This window comes from Allobosea sp. GW821-FHT12C12, from assembly GCF_058807355.1.
On record NZ_JBXAQP010000003.1, the window covers coordinates 329,200 to 349,306 of the forward strand.

At 66.3% G+C, this 20,107-nt stretch carries 22 protein-coding genes; 11 read left to right on the plus strand and 11 right to left on the minus strand.

The genetic code is table 11. From position 1 onward, the window contains the following. The 3 genes from AC1RRW_RS06400 to AC1RRW_RS06410 all read right to left on the minus strand — a co-directional run bounded on the left by AC1RRW_RS06400 (position 1) and on the right by AC1RRW_RS06410 (position 3,886). Positions 1-1,692 (minus strand): ABC transporter permease subunit, encoded by a 1,692-nt coding sequence (locus tag AC1RRW_RS06400; protein ID WP_492899774.1) that lies wholly within the window; start codon positions 1,690-1,692, stop codon positions 1-3. Next, complete coding sequence (locus AC1RRW_RS06405) at positions 1,677-2,669, minus strand: ABC transporter ATP-binding protein (protein ID WP_492899775.1); 993 nt, start codon at positions 2,667-2,669, stop codon at positions 1,677-1,679. Before AC1RRW_RS06405 ends, AC1RRW_RS06400 begins: the two co-directional genes overlap by 16 nt. Positions 2,670-2,764: 95 nt before the next feature. After that, positions 2,765-3,886 carry an ABC transporter substrate-binding protein gene (locus AC1RRW_RS06410; protein WP_492899776.1) on the minus strand — a complete coding sequence of 374 codons (1,122 nt, stop codon included), beginning with the start codon at positions 3,884-3,886 and terminating at the stop codon, positions 2,765-2,767. 36 nt (positions 3,887-3,922) lie between these two features. Here AC1RRW_RS06410 and hisN point away from each other — a divergent pair, with 36 nt between their 5' ends. Continuing rightward, complete coding sequence (gene hisN / locus AC1RRW_RS06415) at positions 3,923-4,726, plus strand: histidinol-phosphatase (RefSeq protein ID WP_492899849.1); 804 nt, start codon at positions 3,923-3,925, stop codon at positions 4,724-4,726. A gap of 8 nt (positions 4,727-4,734) precedes the next feature. Then, complete coding sequence (locus tag AC1RRW_RS06420) at positions 4,735-5,550, plus strand: DeoR/GlpR family DNA-binding transcription regulator (protein WP_492899777.1); 816 nt, start codon at positions 4,735-4,737, stop codon at positions 5,548-5,550. A 451-nt stretch (positions 5,551-6,001) separates the two neighbouring features. On the opposite strand, the gene AC1RRW_RS06425 is transcribed toward AC1RRW_RS06420, so the two are convergent. The 3 genes from AC1RRW_RS06425 to AC1RRW_RS06435 form a co-directional block, all read right to left on the minus strand. Beyond that, positions 6,002-6,502, minus strand: coding sequence for an MgtC/SapB family protein (locus AC1RRW_RS06425; protein ID WP_492899778.1), 501 nt, complete (start codon positions 6,500-6,502; stop codon positions 6,002-6,004). Between the two features lie 5 nt (positions 6,503-6,507). After that, complete coding sequence (locus tag AC1RRW_RS06430; RefSeq protein ID WP_492899779.1) at positions 6,508-7,107, minus strand: DUF3833 family protein; 600 nt, start codon at positions 7,105-7,107, stop codon at positions 6,508-6,510. A gap of 130 nt (positions 7,108-7,237) precedes the next feature. Next, the gene (locus tag AC1RRW_RS06435; protein WP_492899780.1) at positions 7,238-7,681 is read right to left on the minus strand and encodes a MerR family transcriptional regulator; all 444 of its coding nucleotides are present in this window, start codon (positions 7,679-7,681) and stop codon (positions 7,238-7,240) included. A gap of 79 nt (positions 7,682-7,760) precedes the next feature. Here AC1RRW_RS06435 and AC1RRW_RS06440 point away from each other — a divergent pair, with 79 nt between their 5' ends. The 6 genes from AC1RRW_RS06440 (at position 7,761) to AC1RRW_RS06465 (ending at position 13,625) form a co-directional block, all read left to right on the plus strand. Beyond that, positions 7,761-10,469: a heavy metal translocating P-type ATPase gene (locus AC1RRW_RS06440; RefSeq protein WP_492899781.1), complete on the plus strand. Its 2,709-nt coding sequence runs from the start codon at positions 7,761-7,763 to the stop codon at positions 10,467-10,469. A gap of 15 nt (positions 10,470-10,484) precedes the next feature. Then, entirely contained in the window at positions 10,485-11,114 is a 630-nt protein-coding gene (locus AC1RRW_RS06445; protein WP_492899782.1) for a methyltransferase family protein, read from the plus strand. Between the two features lie 2 nt (positions 11,115-11,116). Beyond that, positions 11,117-11,650 carry a signal peptidase II gene (lspA, locus tag AC1RRW_RS06450; protein ID WP_492899850.1) on the plus strand — a complete coding sequence of 178 codons (534 nt, stop codon included), beginning with the start codon at positions 11,117-11,119 and terminating at the stop codon, positions 11,648-11,650. Further along, positions 11,647-12,201: a copper chaperone PCu(A)C gene (locus AC1RRW_RS06455; protein WP_492899783.1), complete on the plus strand. Its 555-nt coding sequence runs from the start codon at positions 11,647-11,649 to the stop codon at positions 12,199-12,201. The genes lspA and AC1RRW_RS06455 overlap by 4 nt, the downstream gene beginning before the upstream one ends. Positions 12,202-12,355: 154 nt before the next feature. Then, positions 12,356-13,273, plus strand: a complete 918-nt coding sequence (locus tag AC1RRW_RS06460) for a cation diffusion facilitator family transporter (protein ID WP_492899784.1) — start codon at positions 12,356-12,358, stop codon at positions 13,271-13,273. A 49-nt stretch (positions 13,274-13,322) separates the two neighbouring features. After that, the gene (locus AC1RRW_RS06465; protein WP_492899785.1) at positions 13,323-13,625 is read left to right on the plus strand and encodes a hypothetical protein; all 303 of its coding nucleotides are present in this window, start codon (positions 13,323-13,325) and stop codon (positions 13,623-13,625) included. Positions 13,626-13,660: 35 nt separating this feature from the next. Here the strand turns inward: AC1RRW_RS06465 and AC1RRW_RS06470 are convergent, their stop codons facing one another. Both AC1RRW_RS06470 and AC1RRW_RS06475 read right to left on the minus strand, forming a co-directional pair. Further along, positions 13,661-14,134, minus strand: a complete 474-nt coding sequence (locus AC1RRW_RS06470; RefSeq protein ID WP_492899786.1) for a TFIIB-type zinc ribbon-containing protein — start codon at positions 14,132-14,134, stop codon at positions 13,661-13,663. Positions 14,135-14,264: 130 nt separating this feature from the next. Continuing rightward, complete coding sequence (locus AC1RRW_RS06475; RefSeq protein ID WP_492899787.1) at positions 14,265-14,420, minus strand: cytochrome c oxidase system small membrane protein; 156 nt, start codon at positions 14,418-14,420, stop codon at positions 14,265-14,267. 224 nt (positions 14,421-14,644) lie between these two features. Here AC1RRW_RS06475 and AC1RRW_RS06480 point away from each other — a divergent pair, with 224 nt between their 5' ends. Further along, on the plus strand, positions 14,645-15,280 hold the full coding sequence (locus AC1RRW_RS06480) for a transglutaminase-like cysteine peptidase (RefSeq protein ID WP_492899788.1): 636 nt from the start codon (positions 14,645-14,647) through the stop codon (positions 15,278-15,280). Positions 15,281-15,357: 77 nt separating this feature from the next. Here the strand turns inward: AC1RRW_RS06480 and AC1RRW_RS06485 are convergent, their stop codons facing one another. From AC1RRW_RS06485 to AC1RRW_RS06495, 3 genes are read right to left on the minus strand one after another with little or no spacing between them, the layout of a single operon-like run. Beyond that, positions 15,358-16,752, minus strand: coding sequence for a TRAP transporter large permease (locus tag AC1RRW_RS06485; protein WP_492899789.1), 1,395 nt, complete (start codon positions 16,750-16,752; stop codon positions 15,358-15,360). Further along, positions 16,749-17,327: a TRAP transporter small permease subunit gene (locus AC1RRW_RS06490; RefSeq protein ID WP_492899790.1), complete on the minus strand. Its 579-nt coding sequence runs from the start codon at positions 17,325-17,327 to the stop codon at positions 16,749-16,751. The genes AC1RRW_RS06485 and AC1RRW_RS06490 overlap by 4 nt, the downstream gene beginning before the upstream one ends. Before the next feature lie 25 nt (positions 17,328-17,352). Further along, complete coding sequence (locus AC1RRW_RS06495; RefSeq protein ID WP_492899791.1) at positions 17,353-17,877, minus strand: DsbA family protein; 525 nt, start codon at positions 17,875-17,877, stop codon at positions 17,353-17,355. Positions 17,878-18,188: 311 nt separating this feature from the next. Between AC1RRW_RS06495 and AC1RRW_RS06500 the strand changes: the two genes are divergently transcribed. Both AC1RRW_RS06500 and AC1RRW_RS06505 read left to right on the plus strand, forming a co-directional pair. Continuing rightward, the gene (locus tag AC1RRW_RS06500) at positions 18,189-19,715 is read left to right on the plus strand and encodes an alkaline phosphatase family protein (RefSeq protein WP_492899793.1); all 1,527 of its coding nucleotides are present in this window, start codon (positions 18,189-18,191) and stop codon (positions 19,713-19,715) included. Between the two features lie 92 nt (positions 19,716-19,807). Next, complete coding sequence (locus AC1RRW_RS06505) at positions 19,808-20,053, plus strand: hypothetical protein (protein WP_492899794.1); 246 nt, start codon at positions 19,808-19,810, stop codon at positions 20,051-20,053. Positions 20,054-20,107 lie beyond the last annotated feature (54 nt).

Here is a 20,107-nt window from a genome sequence, read left to right on the forward strand (position 1 = left end):
TCATGACGATGTGGCGCGATGCGCGCCGGCGGCGCCCTGTGCCCACAGGAGAAGGCGCATCAGTCCCATGGCGATCAGGACCACGAGCATGATGACAACAGAAAAGGCGGCGGCCTGCGTCGATGACCCGGCCTGATCGAGCCGCATGACGGAAACCGCGCCTACGCTCAGGCTCGGGGTGATGAGAAATATTACGGCCGAAAGCGTGACCATGCCGCGCATGAACAGGAAGAAGAAGACGGAAATCAGCGTCGGCGTCATGACGGGCAGGATCACGTCGCGCAGGTTGGCAAGGACGCCGCCGCCCAGCGTGACCACCGTCTCCTCCAGAGACCGCGGGACATTGCGGATTCCCGTCACCATCGTGAGGAATCCTTGCGAATGATAGTGATAGAAGTTGCAGAACGCGATCAGGAAGACCGTTCCGTAGAGGACTCCCGGGATCGCCGGACGGACGTTGAACGAGATGACGTAAGAAAGACCGAGTACCAATCCGGGCACGCCGACCGGCACGATCGCGAGCAGATAGGTGAGCTTGGCGCCCGTTCGCGCCATGCGCCGCTGGCTCAGCACCAGCGCGAACAACGTGAGGGCGCCGAAAGCGGCCGTGATCGACGAAGCGATCAGCGACGTCCACAGCGGGCCGTAACCACCGTGCGTGGCGATGTTGTAGTTCTTGAAGGTCGGATTCAGTGAATAGGGCCAGAGTTGCACGAAGCTCGCGAATACGACCATGGCGACGATGGCGATCAGAAAAGCCGAGGTCAGAAAGCTCGTGATCCAAAGCGGGACGTCCCGTCCCAGCCAAAGTGTCGGCTCGACGGGAAGCGCGCCTTCACCGACGGTGTGACGCTGGGCCGCCACTTTTTCGAGATAAAATGCCAAGAGGGTTGGGATCAGCAGCAGAATGCCGATCACCGCGCCCATGTTGAAATTCAACTGGCCGACGACCTGCGCGTAAATCTCGGAGGCCAGCACCCTGTAATTGCCGCCGATCACCGCCGCGTTGCCGAAATCGGTGATCGTGACGGTGAAGCAGACGAAGGCCGCGCTGAAGAGGCCGAAACGCGCGCCGGGAAGCGTGATGTCGACGAAGCGGCGCCAAGGAGACGCTCCGAGCACGAGCGCCGCGTCGTATTGACGACGGTCGGCGTGGCGCAGCGAGACCGAGAGGATCATCACCGCCTGCGGAAGCGCATACATCGCATTCGCGATGACGAGCCCTGGAAGCCCGTAGATGCCCATCTCAACCCCGGTCAGGTGTGTGACTAGGCCGTTCCTTCCGAACATGAAGATCAGCCCCAGCGCCTGAACCAACGACGGAGCGAGCAGCGGCAGGGCCAAAGCCAGCGAGACGAGCCATTTCAACGGCATTTTCGTGCGCTGCATCGCGTAGGCGATGACGAATCCCAGGACGAGGCAAATCAGGGTGGTCAGCCCACTCATCACCAGGGAATTGCCGATGACGGTCCAGAGATGCCCGAGCGTCAGGATCTCGCGATAATTGCCGAAACCGATGGCTCCGTCGCGCTGCGACAGGCTGCGCCACAGCACCATCGTCAGGGGATAGAGAAAGAACAGAGCAAGTCCCGATAGCGGGATCCAGAGCGTCGCGAGATAAAAGATGCGCTCTCCGGCCGAAGCCGGGAAGCTCCGGGAGGGGCGGCGAAGCCCGCTCACGCCCGCACCCATGCACCGGCGCCGGGCGCGATGCGCAGATCGACCGCGCCGCCTTCCTCGAGACCCGAGACGCGGCCGCATTCCGCCAAGACGATTTGGTCGCCCACCTCCACTTCCACCCGATTCACGTTCCCGAGGAACGTGATCGACCGAATTCTCCCTTTTCCATCCATCGACGGGACGATGCCGACATCCTCCGGCCGCAATGCCAGAAGGTGACCGCCCGCATCCGGGGGCAGCATGAATCCGAGCCGCGCGGCATCCGCCTCGGCCAGCAAGGTCGAGCTGCCGACGAAGTCCGCGACGAAGCGCGTGACCGGTTTCGAATAGATGTCCTGCGGAGACCCGACCTGCTCGATCCGGCCGGCATTCATGCAGACGACCTTGTCGGCCATGGTCAGGGCTTCTTCCTGATCATGCGTCACCATGACGGTCGGAATGCCGAGACGGCGCTGTACCTGGCGGACTTCGGTCCTCAATTCGGCTCGCACGCGCGCATCCAGCGCCGAAAGCGGTTCGTCCAGCAATAGAAGCGACGGCTCCACGGCGATCGCGCGCGCGATGGCGACGCGCTGCTGCTGCCCGCCCGACAATTGCCACGGATATCGATCCGCGAACTGCGAAAGCCGGACCAGCGCCATGAGATCCTCCACCTTCGAGCGGATCTCGGCGGCAGGCCTTTTGCGAATCTTGAGCCCGTAGCCGATGTTGCCTGCGACCGTCATGTGAGGAAAAAGCGAGTACGACTGAAATACGATGCCGAAGCCGCGCTGCTGCGCGCCGATATCGCTCAGGTCGCGCTCGCCGAGCCGGATGCTGCCCTCCTCGAAACCCTCCAACCCTGCGATCACTCGCAGGAGCGTGGTCTTTCCGCAGCCCGAGGGGCCGAGCAGGCAGACGAACTCATCGACTCCGATATCGAGATCGATTTCGTGCAGAACCTGAAACGTCCCGTACGATTTCGACAGTCCTCGTATCGACAATGTCATGATTCACGTCCAAGCGGGCGGCGCGAATGCCGGCATGCATGCCGGAGCCGCGAGTGCGACAGGATGCGAGGCGTCGCATCCTGTCGATGGCGAGCTCAGCGTCCGACGGCCTGGCGCCATTTTGCCAAGATGGAATCCCGCGCCTGCCCGGATGCGGCGAAGTTCATCGGATAGAGTATCGTCGTCAGATCCTTGGGCAGGCCCGACTTGTCGGCTTTTGCGGAGCGGGGCACGCCGGGGATCGTCACCAGGTCCTTGCGGTCCGCATATGCGCCGGCGGCGCCCGTGCTCAGCGTCCAGTCGAGGAATCGCTTCGCGTCCTCGGCGTTCTTCGAGCCCTTCATCAGGCCGTTGGCCTCGAGTTCGTACCCGGCGTAATCCGAGGGGATCACCATCTCGATCGGATAGCCCTCGCTGATCCCCTGCATCGCCACATAGGACAGCGACGCCCCGATCGCATACTCGCCGGCCTGGGCCATGCGGCACGGCCGCGAGCCGGAGGTCGTGTATTGCGCCATGTTCGGATGGATGTCCTGGATGAGCTTGAAGCCGGGCGCTTCGCCCATTCCCTGCAGGATGGCGGCGATCTGCAAATAGCCGGTTCCGGACGAAGAGGGGTCCGGCATCACGACCTCTCCCTTGTAGATCGGGTTCTTCAGGTCGGCCCAGGATTTGGGGACTGGCGCACCGATCCTCTTGAGGCGCGGTATATTCACACAGAATGCCCCGACATATCCCGTGGGAGCAAACCAGCGATTGCCCGGGTCACGAAATTTCGAGGTCAAGGATTCGCCGTCCTTGACCTCATACGGAGCGAGTTGCTCGTAGATCCCGGGGTTGAGCATATTGGTGACGGCGAAACCCCAGACCACGTCGGCCTGCGGGTTGTTCGCCTCGGCGACGAGCCGCGCTCCGAGATCGCCCGTCGAAAGACGCAGTATGTTCACTTTGATCGCAGGCATGTCTTTCGATGCCTGAGCTAGATAAGCGGCGATCTCGTCCTCCTCCAGAGCGGAATAGACCGTGATCGTGCCGGCGGCGGCAGGCAGGGCAAGAAGCGCCGAGAGCGCGACCGATGCCAGGCAGTCAATGAGCTTCGCCATATTCGGACCCCCTGCAATTTTTTCCAGCTTGATGGGCACGGTGGAATAGATTGGAGATTGTGTCAATCTGTGTCTTTGTGCAAATAAGTGGATATCTGCTTTCGGGCCAGCCATCCGCAACCACCTTCCGAGGTCGCTCACGTGACGCGCATATCCGCAATCGAAGTCGCCGAGCTTGGCCGGATAGCGGAGTTCGCGACGCGCATTTCGGCCGAGGCCGGGCGCCTTGCCCTGGAATGGTTCCGTCGCCCGGTCGAGATCAACGTCAAGGCCGATCGCAGCCCCGTGACCGAAGCCGACCGCGCCGTGGAAGAGCTGTTGCGACGTCGCATTCGCGAGGCCTTTCCCGGCCACGCGATCCTGGGAGAGGAGTTCGGGGCCGAGGGCCGCGCCGACGCGCCCACCTGGGTCATCGATCCCATCGACGGCACCCGCAGCTTCATAACGGGCTGGCCGATCTGGGGCACTCTGCTTGCCTTGACGACGAAGGAGCGCGTCCGGCTCGGCATCATCGAACTCGCGGCGCTGGGCGAACGCTGGGTCGGCTACGAGGGCGCGGGCAGCTGGTTCGAAAGCCGCGACGGAACGCGTCAGCGCTGCCGCGTCAGCGACTGCACCAGCTTGTCGCAGGCGCGGTTCTATACGACCTCGCCCTATTATTTCGACGATTCCGAGCGTCATGCCTTGGATGTCGTCATGGCGAACGTCGCGGTGCCGCGCTTCGGCGGGGACTGCTACGCATACGGCCTGCTTGCTTCGGGCCATGTCGACGTGGTTCTCGAAACTCGCCTCCAGCCCTATGATTATCTCGCGCTGGTGCCGGTCGTCGAAGGCGCGGGCGGCGTCATCACCGATTGGCGGGGCGCGCGCCTGACATTGTCTTCAGGAGAACGCGTGGTCGCGGCGGCGACACCGAAGCTCCATGCCGAAATCTTGGAACGGATAGGGATCTGAGGTCCTTCATGTGGCAGGCGGAGAGACATCAACGCATCCTTGCCCTGCTCGAGACGTTCGGCCATGTGAAGGTCGATCGGATCACCGCGGAACTGGGCATGTCCCGAGAAACCGTTCGTCGCGACCTGAAGGCGATGGAACTCGGCGGCGTCCTGCGTCGGCTCCACGGCGGCGTCGTCCCGGCGGAGCAGCCCGGCGAAGCCCCGTATCGTGAACGGGCGAAGACGCGTCAGCGCGAGAAAAGATCCATCGCCGAGGCCTGCCTGCAACTCGTGAAGCCCGGCCAAACGATCCTGATCGATGCCGGCAGCACGACGACCCTGCTGGCCGAAAGCCTGGCCTTGATGAGCGGCCTCCTGATTTTCACCAATTCCATCGACGCGGCTTCCTGTCTCGGCACGGAGGCGTCACGAAACAGACAGAACCGGGTAATCCTCTTGGGCGGAGACTATACGGAGCAACCGCCGTCCACGATCGGCACATTCACGGTTTCAGCCATCGGCGACATCAATGCCGACATCTGCTTTTCATCGCCATTCGGGCTGGATGTGGTCGAAGGCGCAAGTAGCTTCATACCGGAAGAAGCCGCGATCGCGCGTGCGATGTTCGCACGGGGCAAGATCAGGGTTTTGCTGGCGGACCACTCCAAGCTCGGAACCAAGGGGCGCGTCCGCTATGCTCGGATCGAGGACATCGATCACATCGTCCTCGACGCCGGCGTCACGCGGCACCCGGACCTTCCTCGCCTTCGCAATGCGACGGGCGAGCGGCTGCTGATCGCGGGCGTCGCTGGAAAAATCACCACCGCTCGAGATGAAATATAACTGCCGCTTATTCAGGGCGTTATCGGCGGCGAAGGCGCGCGGGGCCGCCTCCATCTCGCCGGGATAGCCGATCCGCGCGAGTTCCGCGCCGATCGTCCTGCCGTCCTCTCCGGCGCGGCCTCGCGCCCGGTCCAGCGCATAGCCCCCCGCGCGGCCCGGACCGATCTCCGCGACCCGCGCCGTCCCGTCGGCGCTCCCAACGCGCTCGTCGCCCGCTACAACGCCGCCGCCAACGAGATCCTGGCGCAACCCGACGCCCGCCCGGCCCTCGAGAAGCAGGGCCGATGGCGCGAGGCGGCCCGCCCGAGCGTCTCGCCGCCTTGATCGCCAGGGATCGCTCGCGCTGGACCAAGGCGGCCCAGGGCGCCGGCATCGTCGCTGAATAGCGATCCGGACGCGACCGAGCAGGCGGCGGCGCGTTACCCTACGAGGTGAATCGTGTCCATGACGATCAGCGCCGTTCCGGGGCCGTCGTCGCGGCGTCCTGTTCGGCATCGGCCGGCGGAGGCTCCGGCTTGTCCGGTTTGCGTCCGGCCCGGCGCTCGACGGAGTGGTCGATCACGAGCAGCGCCAGCGCCAGCGCCGTCGCCGTCAGCACGATCGGCCAGTCGCCGCGGCCGGCGACGCAGCCCAGCGCCGCCGTGACCCAGATCGCGGCCGCCGTGGTGAGGCCGCGCGGCGTCCGGTCCGACCTCGACAGCGTGATCACCCCGGCGCCGAGGAAGCCGATGCCGGTCAGCACGCCCTGGATGACGCGGCTGGCGGCGTCCGCCTGGCCGGCCTCGGTGAAGATCGAGGCCGCGGTCGCGGTGCCGAGCCCGACGAGGCCGAAGGTGCGGATGCCCGCGCTATTCTGCTTCTGGGTCCGCTCCCAGCCGACGATGACGCCCGCCGCCATCCCGGCGAAGAGGCGCAGGATCAGGTCGAGTTCGTTCCAGACGTCCGGGCCCATGGCAATCATCCTGTCCTTGCGCCTGCCTCTCGCGGCGGCCTCGCCGCCCTGCCGTCGGCGCGCCACGGCTTGCGATAGAAGACCGACAGGGTCGCGACCTCGAGGCCGAGCTTGCTGACGGAAGCGCGGGCGATCAGCCTCTGCTCGTCCTGCGGCCAGAACCAGTCGTCGAACCCGCTCGCGCTTGCCGAACCGTCCTTGGCCGGCACGCGGCGGGTAGAGGTCCAGTGGAAGGCGTTGCCGGCCTGTCCGCCCCGCGCCGTGCCGTCGATACGCGGCTCCGTGCCTTCATACTGTCCGCCATCGCGCTTCCCGATGGTCCATTCGAGCTTGTCGACATGCCCGTCGTCGAATGCGTAGATTTCGATCAGGCGCAGCGTTCGAGCGCCTGCGTTCCAGCGGCCGGTCGCCTCGATCCCGAACTGCTGCTGGAAGGCGCCGAACCGGCTCTGCATCACGCCCCAGCCCTGCGTGCGACCCGCGAGGAAGCGCTCGAGCGCCAGGGTCGGCTGCTTGCCCGCGAAATCGCCGATCTTCATGCGAGCGCATCCTCCGAGCAATGCGGCGGCGACGACGAAGTATCCCGAGCATGATGCCCTCGGCATGCCTTGCCGGAGCAACGCGTCGCCGCGTCAGGCGTTCCCGTCGCGATGGTCGGATCGGGGATGGACGCCGCGGCCGCCCGGCATAGGCCGGTGGCGTCGGATCACCGCGCCGGCGCTCTCCCGCGAACGCCTAATGCCGGTTGTGGCGACACTGGCGATGGTCGGTGAGCGCCTCGATGACCGCGCAGTCGCAAGCCGTGAAACCGCCGGAACAGGCCGTGGCGATGCGCTCCAGTTCCTTCTCCAGCGAGCGCAGCCGCGCGATCTTGTGGCGGACGTCGTCGAGATGGGCGCTCGCGATGGCATGAGCATCGTCGCAGGCCATGCCGGGCTTGTCCGACAGCCTGAGCAGGGCCCGGATGCCGTCGACCGGAAAGCCGAGGTCGCGGGCGTGCTTGATGAAGGCCAGCCGCTCCACATGTTCGCGGCCGTAGCGGCGCTGGTTGCCCTCGGAGCGTTCGGGCTGCGGCAGCAGCCCGACCTGCTCGTAGTAGCGGATCGTCTCGACCTTCACGCCTGTCCGGTCCGAGAGCGAGCCGATCGGCATGTGGCGCGCAATGTTTTTCGCGTCCATCGGCATTTATCCCTTGAAGCTGAAGTGGCTATAGATCCTATCTAGGATGTCTCGGTAGCGCCTGCAAGCGGAGACGACCATGACAGCGACCTCGGACACCAAGCCCCAGACCCTGAGCTGGAAGGTCGGCGGCATGGACTGCGCGAGTTGCGCCGCCACGATCCGCGGCGCCGTCGAGCGTCTGCCAGGGGTGAGCGACGTGAAGCTCTCGGTGATGTCCGAGACCATGACGCTCGTGCTCGACGAAAGCCGGACCCGACGCGAGGCGATCGAGAAGCGCGTCTCCAGCCTCGGATACACGACGGCGGTCATCGCCGCGAAAGCGACGCCGGCCCAGGAGCCGGAGCCGGCGGAATGCGGCTGCGGCCATGATCACGGACATGCCGAAGCGGCGGCCGCGCCGGAGATCGTGCAGAAGCCCGCGTCCCTGAGCTGGAAGATCGGCGGCATGGACTGCGCGAGCTGCGCCACCACGATCCGCGGCGGCCTCGAGCGGCTGCCCGGGGTGAGCGACGTCAAGCTCTCGGTGATGTCCGAGACGCTCACCCTGGCGCTCGACGAAACCCAGACGAAGCGCGACGCCATCGAGCAGCGGGTCGCCAGCCTCGGGTTCACTGCCACGTTGCTGGCGCCGAAGACGCGGGCGTCCAAGTCCGGTCACGGCGATGGCTGCGACCACGCGGATCATGCCGGACACGATCATGCCGGCCACGGCCATTCTCACGCCGGTCATGGCCATTCTCATGACGATCATGACCATTCTCACGACGACCATGGTCACTCCCACGACGACCATGATCACTCCCACGACGATCATAAGCACGCGCGCAAGCCGGCGACGGCTGAAAGGCCCCACGACCACGCCGCGGACGCCGGCCACGGCCTGCCGGGCCATGTCCACGAGGCGACGCCCGACGGCGTATCCTGGTACCAGACGAACAAAGGCCGGCTCGTCATCGTCACGGGCGCATGTCTCGCCGCGGCCTGGGCGGCGAGCCTCGTCTGGCCTGCCGCGGCGTACTGGGCCTTCGTCCTGGCCTGTCTGATCGGCATCATCCCGGTGGCGCGCAAGGCTTACGCGGCGGCCCGCGTCGGCATGCCGTTCACGATCGAGATGCTGATGACGATCGCCGCCACCGGCGCGCTGTTCATCGGCGCAGCCGAGGAAGCCTCGCTTGTCGTCTTTCTCTTCGCCGTCGGCGAGGTGCTGGAGGGCGTCGCGGCCGACCGTGCGCGGGCCTCGATCCGCGCGCTCGCTGACCTCGTGCCCAAGACCGCGATTGTCGAGGAGAACGGCGAGACGCGCACGATCGACGCCGCGGCCCTGATGATCGGGCAGACGGTGCTCGTCCGTCCAGGCGACCGCGTTCCCGCCGATGGCGAGATCGTGGACGGCGTTTCCGGCATCGACGAGAGCCCTGTCACCGGCGAGTCGGTGCCGAAGACCAAGGGCGTCGGCGAGCCGGTTTTCGCCGGCTCCGTCAACAGCGAGGCCGCGCTGCGCGTGCGCGTCACCAAGGCGGCGGAAGACAATACGATCGCCCGCATCATCCGGCTGGTCGAGGAGGCGCAGGAAGCACGCGCGCCGACCGAGCGCTTCATCGACCGATTCTCACGCTTCTACATGCCGGCGATCGTGGTGCTGGCGGTGCTGATCGCCATCGTGCCACCGCTGATGCTCGGCGGCGAATGGTCCGTGTGGATCTACCGGGCGCTGGCGCTGCTGCTGATCGGCTGTCCCTGCGCGCTCGTCATCTCGGTGCCCGCCTCGATCGCCGCCTCGCTCTCGACCGGCGCGCGGCAGGGCCTGCTGATGAAGGGTGGCGTCGTCATCGAGGCCGCGGCGAAGACCGGCATCGTCGCCTTCGACAAGACCGGGACGCTGACGCAAGGCCGCCCGCGCGTAACCGAGGTCGTCGCGCTGGGACGGACGGAGCGCGAGGTCGTGGAGCTCGCGGCCGCCGTCGAGACCGGATCGAGCCACCCGCTGGCGCTGGCGATCATCGAGCGCGCCAAAGCGCATGCGATCCCCGTCCGCAACGCGACTGAGGCGAAGGCGATCGCCGGACAGGGCGTCACCGGCCTGCTCGACGGAACCGCGATCTTCGTCGGCGCGCCGCGCCACGCCGTCTCGCGAGCCCCATTCGACGGCGAGGCGCAAGCCGCCGTCGCGCAACTCGAGACGGCGGGCAAGACCGTCGCCGCCGTGATCGCGGACGGCATCCTCGTCGGGCTGATCGCGATGCGCGACGAGCCGCGCGAGGACGCGGCCGCCGGCATCGCCGAACTGAAGGCCATGGGCATCCGCTCGCTGATGCTGACCGGCGACAATGCCCGCACCGGCGCGGCCATCGCAGGCTCGCTCGGGATGGAGCACAAGGCCGAACTGATGCCGGAGGACAAGGTCGAGGCCATCAAGGCGCTGTCGGCCGAGCACTCGGTGATGATGATCGGAGACGGCATCAACGACGCCCCCGCGCTTGCCGCCGCCGGCATCGGCGTGGCGATGGGCTCGGGCACCGACGTAGCGCTCGAGACCGCCGACGCGGCGATCCTGAAAAGCCGGGTCCGGGACGTCGCCGCGATGATCCGGCTGGCGCAGGCGACGATGGGCAACATCCGCGTCAACATCGCCATCGCTCTCGGGCTGAAGGCGGTGTTCCTGGTGACCACGGTGTTCGGCTACACCGGCCTCTGGGTGGCGATCCTGGCCGACACCGGGGCGACCGTGATCGTGACGGCCAACGCCCTGCGGCTGCTCCGCTTCAACGCCGGCCGCGCCGGCTGAACTGGGCAGCGCGCCATGTCGGGCATGGAAATCGCCAGCTACATGATGACGGTCGTCTACGTCATCAGCTTCCTCGCGATGTCGGCCATCCTCGCGAAGGAAGCGGGGCGGCCGGTCTGGCTCTTCGACAGGGGACGCGAAAAACAGGCGCTGCCCGCCACGCTGTTTCGCCTCGCTTTCGCCGGCGCGGTGACCTGGCCGCTCGTGCTCGCGCTTGCCGGCAACCCGATCAAAGCCGACCCGCTCTCGCTCGCCCTCGACGGGCCCTGGCTCGACGCCCTCGGCCATCTCCTCGTCGTGGTCGGAGCCTGCGTCGCGATCCTGTCCCAACGCCATATGGGCGCGTCCTGGCGCATCGGCGCGGCCGAGGGCGAACTCGGGCCGATGGTCGAGTCCGGGCCCTTCGCGATCTCGCGCAACCCGGTCTTCGTCGGCCAGGCCCTGCTCTTCACCGGGCTCTTCATCGTGCTGCCCAGCCTGGTCCAGGCGGCCCTGACGCTCGCGCTCCTCGTCGCCATCGTTCTCCAGGTCCGCGTCGAGGAGCGCGTCCTCTCACGGAGCCTCGGCCAGCCCTATCGCGCCTACCAGCATCGTGTCAGGCGCTGGCTCGGAACGCGCCGCGGCGCGGAGAGCCCAACGCCATGACGATGCAAAGACGGCTCGGAGACGTGCTGGGCTGGACGGTCGCGGCCGCGGTGCTGGATCAGCTCTCGAAATGGGCGATACTGACCTATGTCATGGTTCCGCCGCGCGTGATCGAGATCACGCCGTTTCTGAACCTGCGCCTCGGCTTCAACTATGGCGTCAGCTTCGGGATCGGCCGCGACACGCTGGAAGCGTGGCCAGGTTTGCTGGCCGCCTTCAAGCTCGCCGTCGCGCTCGGCCTGATGGTCTGGGCCGTCAGAAGCCAAATTCGCCTGGAGCGGATCGGCCTTGGCCTGATCGCCGGTGGCGCGCTTGGCAACGCGCAGGACCGCTGGCGCCAGGGCGCCGTCACCGACTTCATCGACCTGCATTGGGGCGACTGGCATTGGCCGACTTTCAACGGCGCCGACATCGCCATATCGGCCGGCGTCGGGCTCATGCTGCTGGCCGCGCTAGCCGACTATTTCAGTGCGCGATCGGGCGCTGGGGCGGCGGAGACGAAGGCCGCACCGGGCGAGTCGGGAGAGCGGACGTGAAGCGGCTCAGGCAATGGCTTGCGACCGCTGCCTCCGCTGAGATCAAGCCGCTCGCGCTGCTTTCGCGAGCCGCCGCCTGGCGCGTCGCGGGGCTCGTCTCGCTGGTCGGCGTAAGCCTGCTCGCGATGGGCCAGATCCATCCCGAGCCGGTGGCGCAAAGCAGCGGCGTCGCGGTGGTCCATCCCTGGGCGAAGGGATCGGCCCTCAAGGGCGACCAGTTCCCGTTCTATGCGACCTTCACCAACAGCAGCGCCCGCCCGGATCGGCTGCTCAAGATCGAGACGGCCGCCGCCCATCACGCGATCCTGAAGGCGTTGGACACCAAGACCGGCATCGTTCGCCCCGTCGAACTCGACGAGCTTGCCGTTCCGGCGAACGGCAGGGTTTCGCTCAGGCCGGGAACGCATCAGATCACGCTGATCGGCGTCTACGAGAAGATTGAACCCGGCAGTTCCATCCCGGTGACGTTCGTGTTCGAACGCGCCGGCCGCCTGTCGGCCGATATACGAGTCGAGAATCTCGGCGAACCGGAGCACGGGGACCACAGTTGAGCGCTCGCCGCTACGCCGGCGGCGGTCGGTCGGCTGCCCGACGCGCGATTGGGCTGCAGGCGCCTGCGTCCGCTTCAGCTCGCCTCGGACCTGATCGCCGGCGGTAGGCGATCGAGAACACGCCTGCCGCAAAGGCGGCTGAAGGAGACAGGAAATGGGTACAGGCCACTCCCATGGCGGGGCAGCACCGGCGGGTACGGCGGCCGGCAAGCACAAGAGCCGGCTCGCGATGGCGCTCGGCCTGACGAGCACGTTCATGGTCGCGGAGGTGGTCGGCGGGCTGTGGACCGGCAGTCTCGCGCTGCTGGCGGACGCGGCCCACATGCTGACCGACGCCGGCGGCCTCGCTCTGGCGCTGATCGCGATCCGCTTCGCCGAACGGCCCGCGACGCCGCAGAAGACCTACGGCTACGTTCGCGCGGAGGTTCTCTCGGCGCTGACCAACGCCGTCGTCCTTCTGCTCCTGACGGTCTATATCCTCTACGAGGCCTATCAACGCCTCCAGAACCCGCCCGAGATCATCGGCGGCCCGATGCTGGCGGTCGCGGTCGTCGGCCTCTGCGTCAACCTCGTCAGCATGAAGCTGCTTTCGGGCGGATCGTCCGAAAGCCTCAACGTCAAGGGCGCCTATTTCGAGGTTTTGAGCGACATGCTGGGCTCGCTCGGCGTGATCGTGGCGGCCATCATCGTGCTGGCCACCGGCTGGACGCTCGTCGATCCGATCATCGGCGCGGGCATCGGCCTGTTCATCGTGCCGCGCACCTGGATCCTGCTCAAGCAGGCGGTCCATATCCTGCTGGAGGGCACGCCGCCGGAGGTCAACGTCGCGCTGATCGAGCAGAGGCTCAAGGAGATCGCAGGCGTGACCGCCGTGCATGAGCTCCATGTCTGGACGATCACGTCAGGCCTCGACGCCATGAGCTGCCACCTCGTCGTCGACGACATGGCCAAAGCCCAAACCGTTCTGGCCGCGGCCAATGCCGCCATGCGGGGCGAGTTCAAGCTCGATCACACGACCATCCAGGTCGAGGACGCTTCGCTGCGGGCCGGCGAGGCCGAGATGCGCATCTAGCGCCGCCTGGCGGCGCTTCATCCCTCACAACCTCGGGGAAGGAAACACGATGGACGCCATCATATCGGCACTGCTCACCTTCTTCCTGATCGGCCCGCTGGAAGCGGGTGTCACCCGCGCGTTGACGGCGGCCGGCGTGCCGGAAGCCGTCGCAGGGAAGGTCACCGCCTGCGCGAAAGCGGCTGCGCCGGTCATAGTCAAGCGCGCCACGGGCGATCCGGCCTGGCTCGTCTCGAGCGTCTATTCGCTCTGGACCGGATCAAAGCGGCCGGACGCGATCCTTGTCGAGGCTGCTCCCGCCTGCGCCGAGCCGGTCGCCGCCGCGCGTGCTTATTTCGACAGGAAAGCCTGAGCCGGCGCAACGCCGGCTCAGGCCGCGTCCGAACCTCAGTCGAAAATTCGGCCGAGAAAGCCGCGCCTTCCGCCATGTGAGCCGCCATGAGAACCGCCGCCATGGCCTCCTCCATGGGAGCCTCCGCCATGGAAGCCGCCGCCATGCGAGCCACGGCCGCCATGGCCTCCTCCATGGGAGTCGTAACCCCCATAGCCGCCTTGTGGCGGATAGCTCGGATATGATGGGTTTCCCGCCGGAGGCTGGGCAGGCATCGGCGCCGCACCCCAGGGAGCGGAGTTGCCCGGTTGCGGCAGGAAACCCGGCGCGCCTGCATCCGGCGCCGTAGCCGAGCTCTGTTCGCGCAGGCTGCGCTCGATGATCTTGTCGAGTTCACCGCGATCGAGCCAGACGCCACGGCATTTCGGGCAGTAGTCGATCTCGATCCCCTGCCTGTCGCTCATGACGAGGTCGACGCGGCAGGCCGGGCATAGCAGGCCGTCATGTCTGGTCTGTGGATTGTCCGTCATCGTTCTCTTCCGCTGCATCACCGCCGCGGGAGCGGCGAAGGGAATCTGCGTCCTCTAGCAGCCAGAGGTTCAAGCCGACCGGGTGGGACAGATTGACGCAGGCGGCGCGACTCCGCCGCGCTCGACGACGTCACGGTCTGGCCGGCGCGGTCTCCTGCGCGTGCGCATTGGGATCCTCGACGTGCCGCCGATCCTCGACTTCCCGCATCCGAACGACGCTGACGGCGTAGAACAGGACCGCCAGAGCGACCAGAGCCAGCGCCAACGCGCCATTTCGCGACCTCATGACCGCCGCCCCACGTTGATCGGCCCTGGAGCGGCCGCGAAACTCACGCGCCCCTCCCCTTCTACAGCAGTTGGACAGGTCATGGCGAAAGCGTTCCTTAAGGTTGACGACGCGGCAAGAAATGCCAATGAAATCTGAATCTTAAGCCGATAATTTAGGGGGCTGATTTCGCGTGAATTCAACGCGTCTTCGCTAGAAACGCTCTCACCAACAAGGAGAGCGTCATGAAAAAAAGACATAGCGTCATCGCTGCGATGGTCCTCGGCATCGCAAGCTCCACCCTCGTCACGCAGGCCCTCGCGACCGGCGCCACCGACCTGGCCCATCTTCATGCCGGCGAGCCCTCGCGCGCGCCGATCGGCTGGCAGCAGTTCTGCGCCGACAACCCCAACGACTGCCGGACGCCGCGCTCGGCCGCCACCGTGATCCGCCTCGACGAAAAGTCCTGGAGCGAACTCCTGACCGTCAACCTGAAGTTCAACAAGGCGATCGAACCCGTCACCGACCAGGACCAGTATGGCGTCATCGAGAACTGGACCTACGCGACGACCGGCAAGGGCGACTGCGAGGATTACGTCCTGGAGAAGCGGCGCGAACTGATCCGCCGCGGCTGGCCCCTCTCGGCGCTGCTGATCACCGTCGTCATCGACAAGGAGGGCGGCGGCCACGCCGTGCTGACGGTCGTGACCGACCGCGGCGAGTTCGTCCTCGACAACCAGACCGACAAGATCCTGCCCTGGTCGAAATCCGGCCTGACCTTCATCCGCCGGCAGTCGCCGGAGAACCAGAACGTCTGGCAGGATCTCGGGCGCCTGCTCGGCAAGCCCGAGGTCGTGACCGCGACGATCACGACGCGATAATCCTGGCGACGCGAAACGGAGCCTCCCGGTCGCTTGGGCGCGAACGGGGCTGGACCGGCGCCGCCGAGAGCCGAAAATCATCGCATATCCATGGCAGGAGGCGCGAAATCCGGAATTTCGATCCGGATCTCGCGCCCCGCGCCGGGGAGCGGCGCATTCTTGAGGACGACCGGCGGGAACATGAGCACGATCGCCACCATCAGGAGCTGGATCAGCACGAACGGGACGGCGCCCCAGTAGATCTGCTGCGTCCTGATCGATGTCGGGGTGACGCTCCGGAGATTGTACAGCGCAATGCCGAATGGCGGGTGCATGAACGAGGTCTGGAGGTTGATCGCGAGCAGGACGGCAAGCCAGATCACGTCGACGCCGATCTTATGCGCGATCGGAGCGATCAAGGGAAGGACGATGAAGGCGATCTCGAAAAAATCGAGGAAGAATGCAAGCCCGAACACCGCTGCGTTCACCGCGACCGCGAAACCCGTCGGGCCAGCCGGAATGTACTGGAACAGGGCCTCGATCATCAGCTGACCGTCGAGCCCGCGGAACACGAGGGTGAAGAACGAGGCGCCAATCAGCAGGAATATGACGCCCGAGCACAGCACGCCCGCCGCCATCAACGCCTGTTTCAACCGGTCGAGCGCAAGCCTCTTCTTGGCCAGGGCGAGGAGGAGCGCGGCGCTGACGCCGATGGCGCCCCCCTCGCTCGGCGTCGCCACGCCAAAAGCGATCGATGCCAGCACGCAGAGCACCAGACCGACCGGCAGCGCGCCATCGACAACCATTTTCGCGCGGAGACGCCAGTCGGCCGCATCGGCCCGTCCGGAATCGAGAATCGGAGGCGCCAATTGCGGCTTCCACGACGTCACGGCGAATATGAACGCCAGATAGAGCCCGACGAGGATTCCGCTGGGCAGCAGCGCGCCCCGATAGATGTCGACCAACGACACCTCGAGCTGTTCCGCCAGCACGATCAGCACCAGGCTCGGTGGAACGATCTGCGCCAGTGTTCCCGAGGCGGCGACCACGCCGGTCGAAAGCCGGCTGTCATAGCCCGCGCGAATCATCACGGGCAGCGAAATAAGGCCTAGCGCGATCACCGACGCGGACACGAAGCCGACGATCGGGGACAGCACCGCGCCGACGATGATGACCGCGTAGGCGAGGCCGCCGGGCAACCTGCGGAAGAGCCGGTTGAGCGCCAGCAGCATATCTTCCGCGATCCCGGTTCTTTCGAGGATCAGGCCCATCAGGACGAGCAAGGGCACCGCCAGCAGGTTGTCGTTGTTGAACATGCCCAGGATCCGGAAGGACATGGCCGTAAGGAAGATTGGCGGGAAGGCGCCGACGACGACGGCCAGGCCGCCGAATACGCCAGCCACGGCGGCCAGCGAGAACGCCACTGGAAATCCGGCCAGGAGCACCACCACGAGCGAAGCCAGCATCGCCGGAGCGAGGATTCCGACGGTCACTCCGACCTCTCCATCAACTGGAAACGCTGCAACGGCCGCCGTTCCATCCCCGTCAACGCCGCCACGCACCGAATGGCTTCGGCGACGCCCTGCAGCGCGAGAAGGAAAAAGCCGAGCGGGATGAAGCCCTTGATGATCCAGGCTGGCAGAGAGCTGAGACTCTCGCGGCTGGCCCTGCTCTCGTTGGCGAGCAGCGAGGCGACGAATTGGGGCCAGCTCACCCAGATGATCGCGACGCAAACCGGCAGCAGCACGAGCATGATGCCGAACAGGTCCAGCCAGGCGAGACCGCGCTCACCGAGCCGCTGCGCCAGAAGGTCGATCCGCACATGCTGGTCGCGCTGAAAGGTGTAGGCCGCCATCAGCAGCACGACAGCCGCGAAGAAATGCCACTGCATGTCGAAGGCCAGCGGCCAGGCGATTGAAAACACCTTGCGAACGATCGCATTGGTCGCGATCAGGATGGCGTTCGCGAGCAGCCCCCAGCAGACGATTCGCGCGACGACGGAACTCAGGCGATCGATCGCCGCGGCGAGCGACAGCAGTCGGCGCATCGCCACCTCCTCGCCGGGCATCTCCTGTCGCACCCCGACCGTGCCGCTATTTGGAAGACGACGCCAGCAGCGGCGCGAGAATCCTGTCGAACTCGTCGATCGTCAGCGCGCCCACCTTCTTCTCGCCGTTGACGAAGAAGGTCGGTGTCGAATTGACGCCGAATTCCTTCGAGCCGCGCTCCTGGACCTGCCTGACGCCCGTGAAGATATCCTCGCGCTTCAGGCATGCCTCGACCGTCTCCTGCGTGAAGCCGGCCTGCTTCATCGTCTGCGTCAGGGCGTCGAGCGGGTTTTGCGAATGCGCCCAGCCTTCCTGCGTCCTGTAGAGCATGTCGACGATCGGGTACCATTTCGCATCGTCGCCGCAGCGCGCCAGCATGAAGCCGGCCGTCGCGAGCGGATCGAGCGGGAACTCGCGCACGATGAAGCGGACCTTGCCGGCATCGACATATTTGGCCCTGAACGCCGGCCAGGTGTTGTTGTGGAAGTTCATGCAGTAGTGGCAGGTGAGCGAGGCGTACTCGATTACCGTGACCGGCGCGTCGGCGGCGCCGAAGATCTTCTCCGGCAACGGACCGGGCTCCAGGAGCTTCGACGCGAAAGCGGTTTGCGAAAGGGCCGGACTGGCGGAAAAGCCGCTCGCAAGCAGAACAGCCGACAGACCCATGAGCGAACGGCGATTCAGCATGAAGTCCTCCATCTTGCGGCATAAGCCTCACACCTGAAGCCGCTCGAGGTTCAAGATCTATCTGTAACCGCCTCGCATTTATCCCGCGGCTTCGCCCGCGGCATTTGACGGCAGGCGCTTCGGAACCCGGGCCGGCCCGTCATGGCAGGTTCACGCAAGCCGCCTACCGAACGCGGGCAAACCGGAGGCTCCCCATGAACCCCAGCACCCTGATCCGCCCTTTCGCCATCGCCTGGATGACCGCGGCTTCCTCCGCGGCCATGGCGCAAGCGCTGCCGCAGGCCAACGACCCCTATTTCGCGGTCGGCCGCGCCACGCTGGCCGAGAAACTCAAGCTCGCGCCGAACACCAAGCGCGCCAGGAACGTCATTCTTTTCGTCGGCGACGGCATGGGCATCTCGACCGTCACCGCGACCCGCATTCTCGATGGCCAGATGAAGGGCGTCGATGGCGAGTCGAACCGGCTCACGCTCGAGCAACTTCCCTATGCCGCGCTGTCGAGGACCTTCACGCATGATTCGCAGGTCGCCGATTCCGCGCCGACCGCGACAGCGCTCGTCGCCGGCGTGAAGACCCGCAACGGCGTCATCGGAGTCAACAGCGAGACCACGCCGCTGGACTGCGCCAGCGCCGCCGGCAAGGACGTGATGTCGCTCGCCGGCATCGCCGAGCGCGCCGGGCTCTCGACGGGGATCGTCTCGACCACCCGCATCACGCACGCGACGCCGGCGGCGATGTATGCCCATACGCCGAACCGCGATTGGGAAGGCGATGCGAACATGCGCCCCGCCGACATCGCCGCAGGCTGCAAGGACATCGCCTCGCAGCTCGTGGCCTGGCCGCAGGGCGACGGGCTGGAGGTCGCGCTCGGCGGCGGCCGCGACCGTTTCCTGCCAACGACCATGGCCGATCCCGAGGACGCGGGCCGCACCGGCAGCCGCAAGGACGGCCGCGACCTGACCAAGGAGTGGCTGGCGCGCTACTCCAACAGCGGCTCCTATGTATGGAACAAGGCCCAGTTCGACGCGATCGACGCCAGGACCACGCCGCGCCTGCTCGGCCTGTTCGAGCGCTCGCACATGAAATACGAGGCCGATCGCGCCGACGACAAGGGCGGCGAGCCGTCGATCGCCGAGATGACGACCAAGGCGATCGACATCCTGTCGCAAAACCGGAACGGCTTCTTCCTGATGGTCGAGGGCGGCCGCATCGACCATGGCCACCATGACGGAGAGGCGCAGCGCGCGCTGCGCGACGCGATCGCGATGGATGCCGCGCTCAAGGCCGCGCTCGCCAAGGTCGACCTGGAGGAGACGCTGGTCATCGTCACCGCCGACCACAGCCACGCCTTCAACATCGTCGGCTATCCCGAGCGCAACAACCCGATCCTCGGGACCGTGCGGATCGACGGCAAGCCGACCAAGGGCTCGGACGGCAAGGGCTACACCACGCTGAGCTACGCCAACGGCCCGGGCGCGGTGAAGATGAGCGCCGAGCGTCCCGACCCGCTGAACGAGGACACCAAGGCGTTGGGCTACAAGCAGCAGGCGCTGATTCCGATGGAGAGCGAGACCCACACCGGCGAGGATGTCGGCATCTTCGCCGGCGGCCCCTGGGCGCATCTGTTCCAGGGCGTGGTCGATCAGCAGTTCGTCTTCCAGGTCATGGCGCACGCCACCGGCTGGGTCGAGAAGGCGGGCCTGCGCGCCGAGGCCAGGTAGGCTGGGCCCGGCGCCGGCCACGCGACGGGCGCGGATCGATCCCGGCCCGTCATCGTCTGGCGCGCGATGGTCGGCGTCCATAGACTGGCGCCATGGACGCCCTGACCCTCTTCGGCCTCTTCGCCGTCGCCGCGATGCTCGTCACCTATGCTTGCGAGGAGCGGAGCCACTGGTTCGTCCTGGGCTTCGCCGTCGCCTGCGCGCTCGCCTCGGTCTACGGCTTCCTGCAGGGCGCCTGGCCCTTCGGCGTCGTCGAGGCGATCTGGTCGGTCGTCGCGCTCCGGCGCTGGTGGACCAGGCGTGCGAGCGCGGGGCGGAAGCCGACGATTTCCTCTTGAAGCTCAAGCGGCATGAGGTTGTAGAGAGCCGTTAACCGTCTTTATTGACGCTTT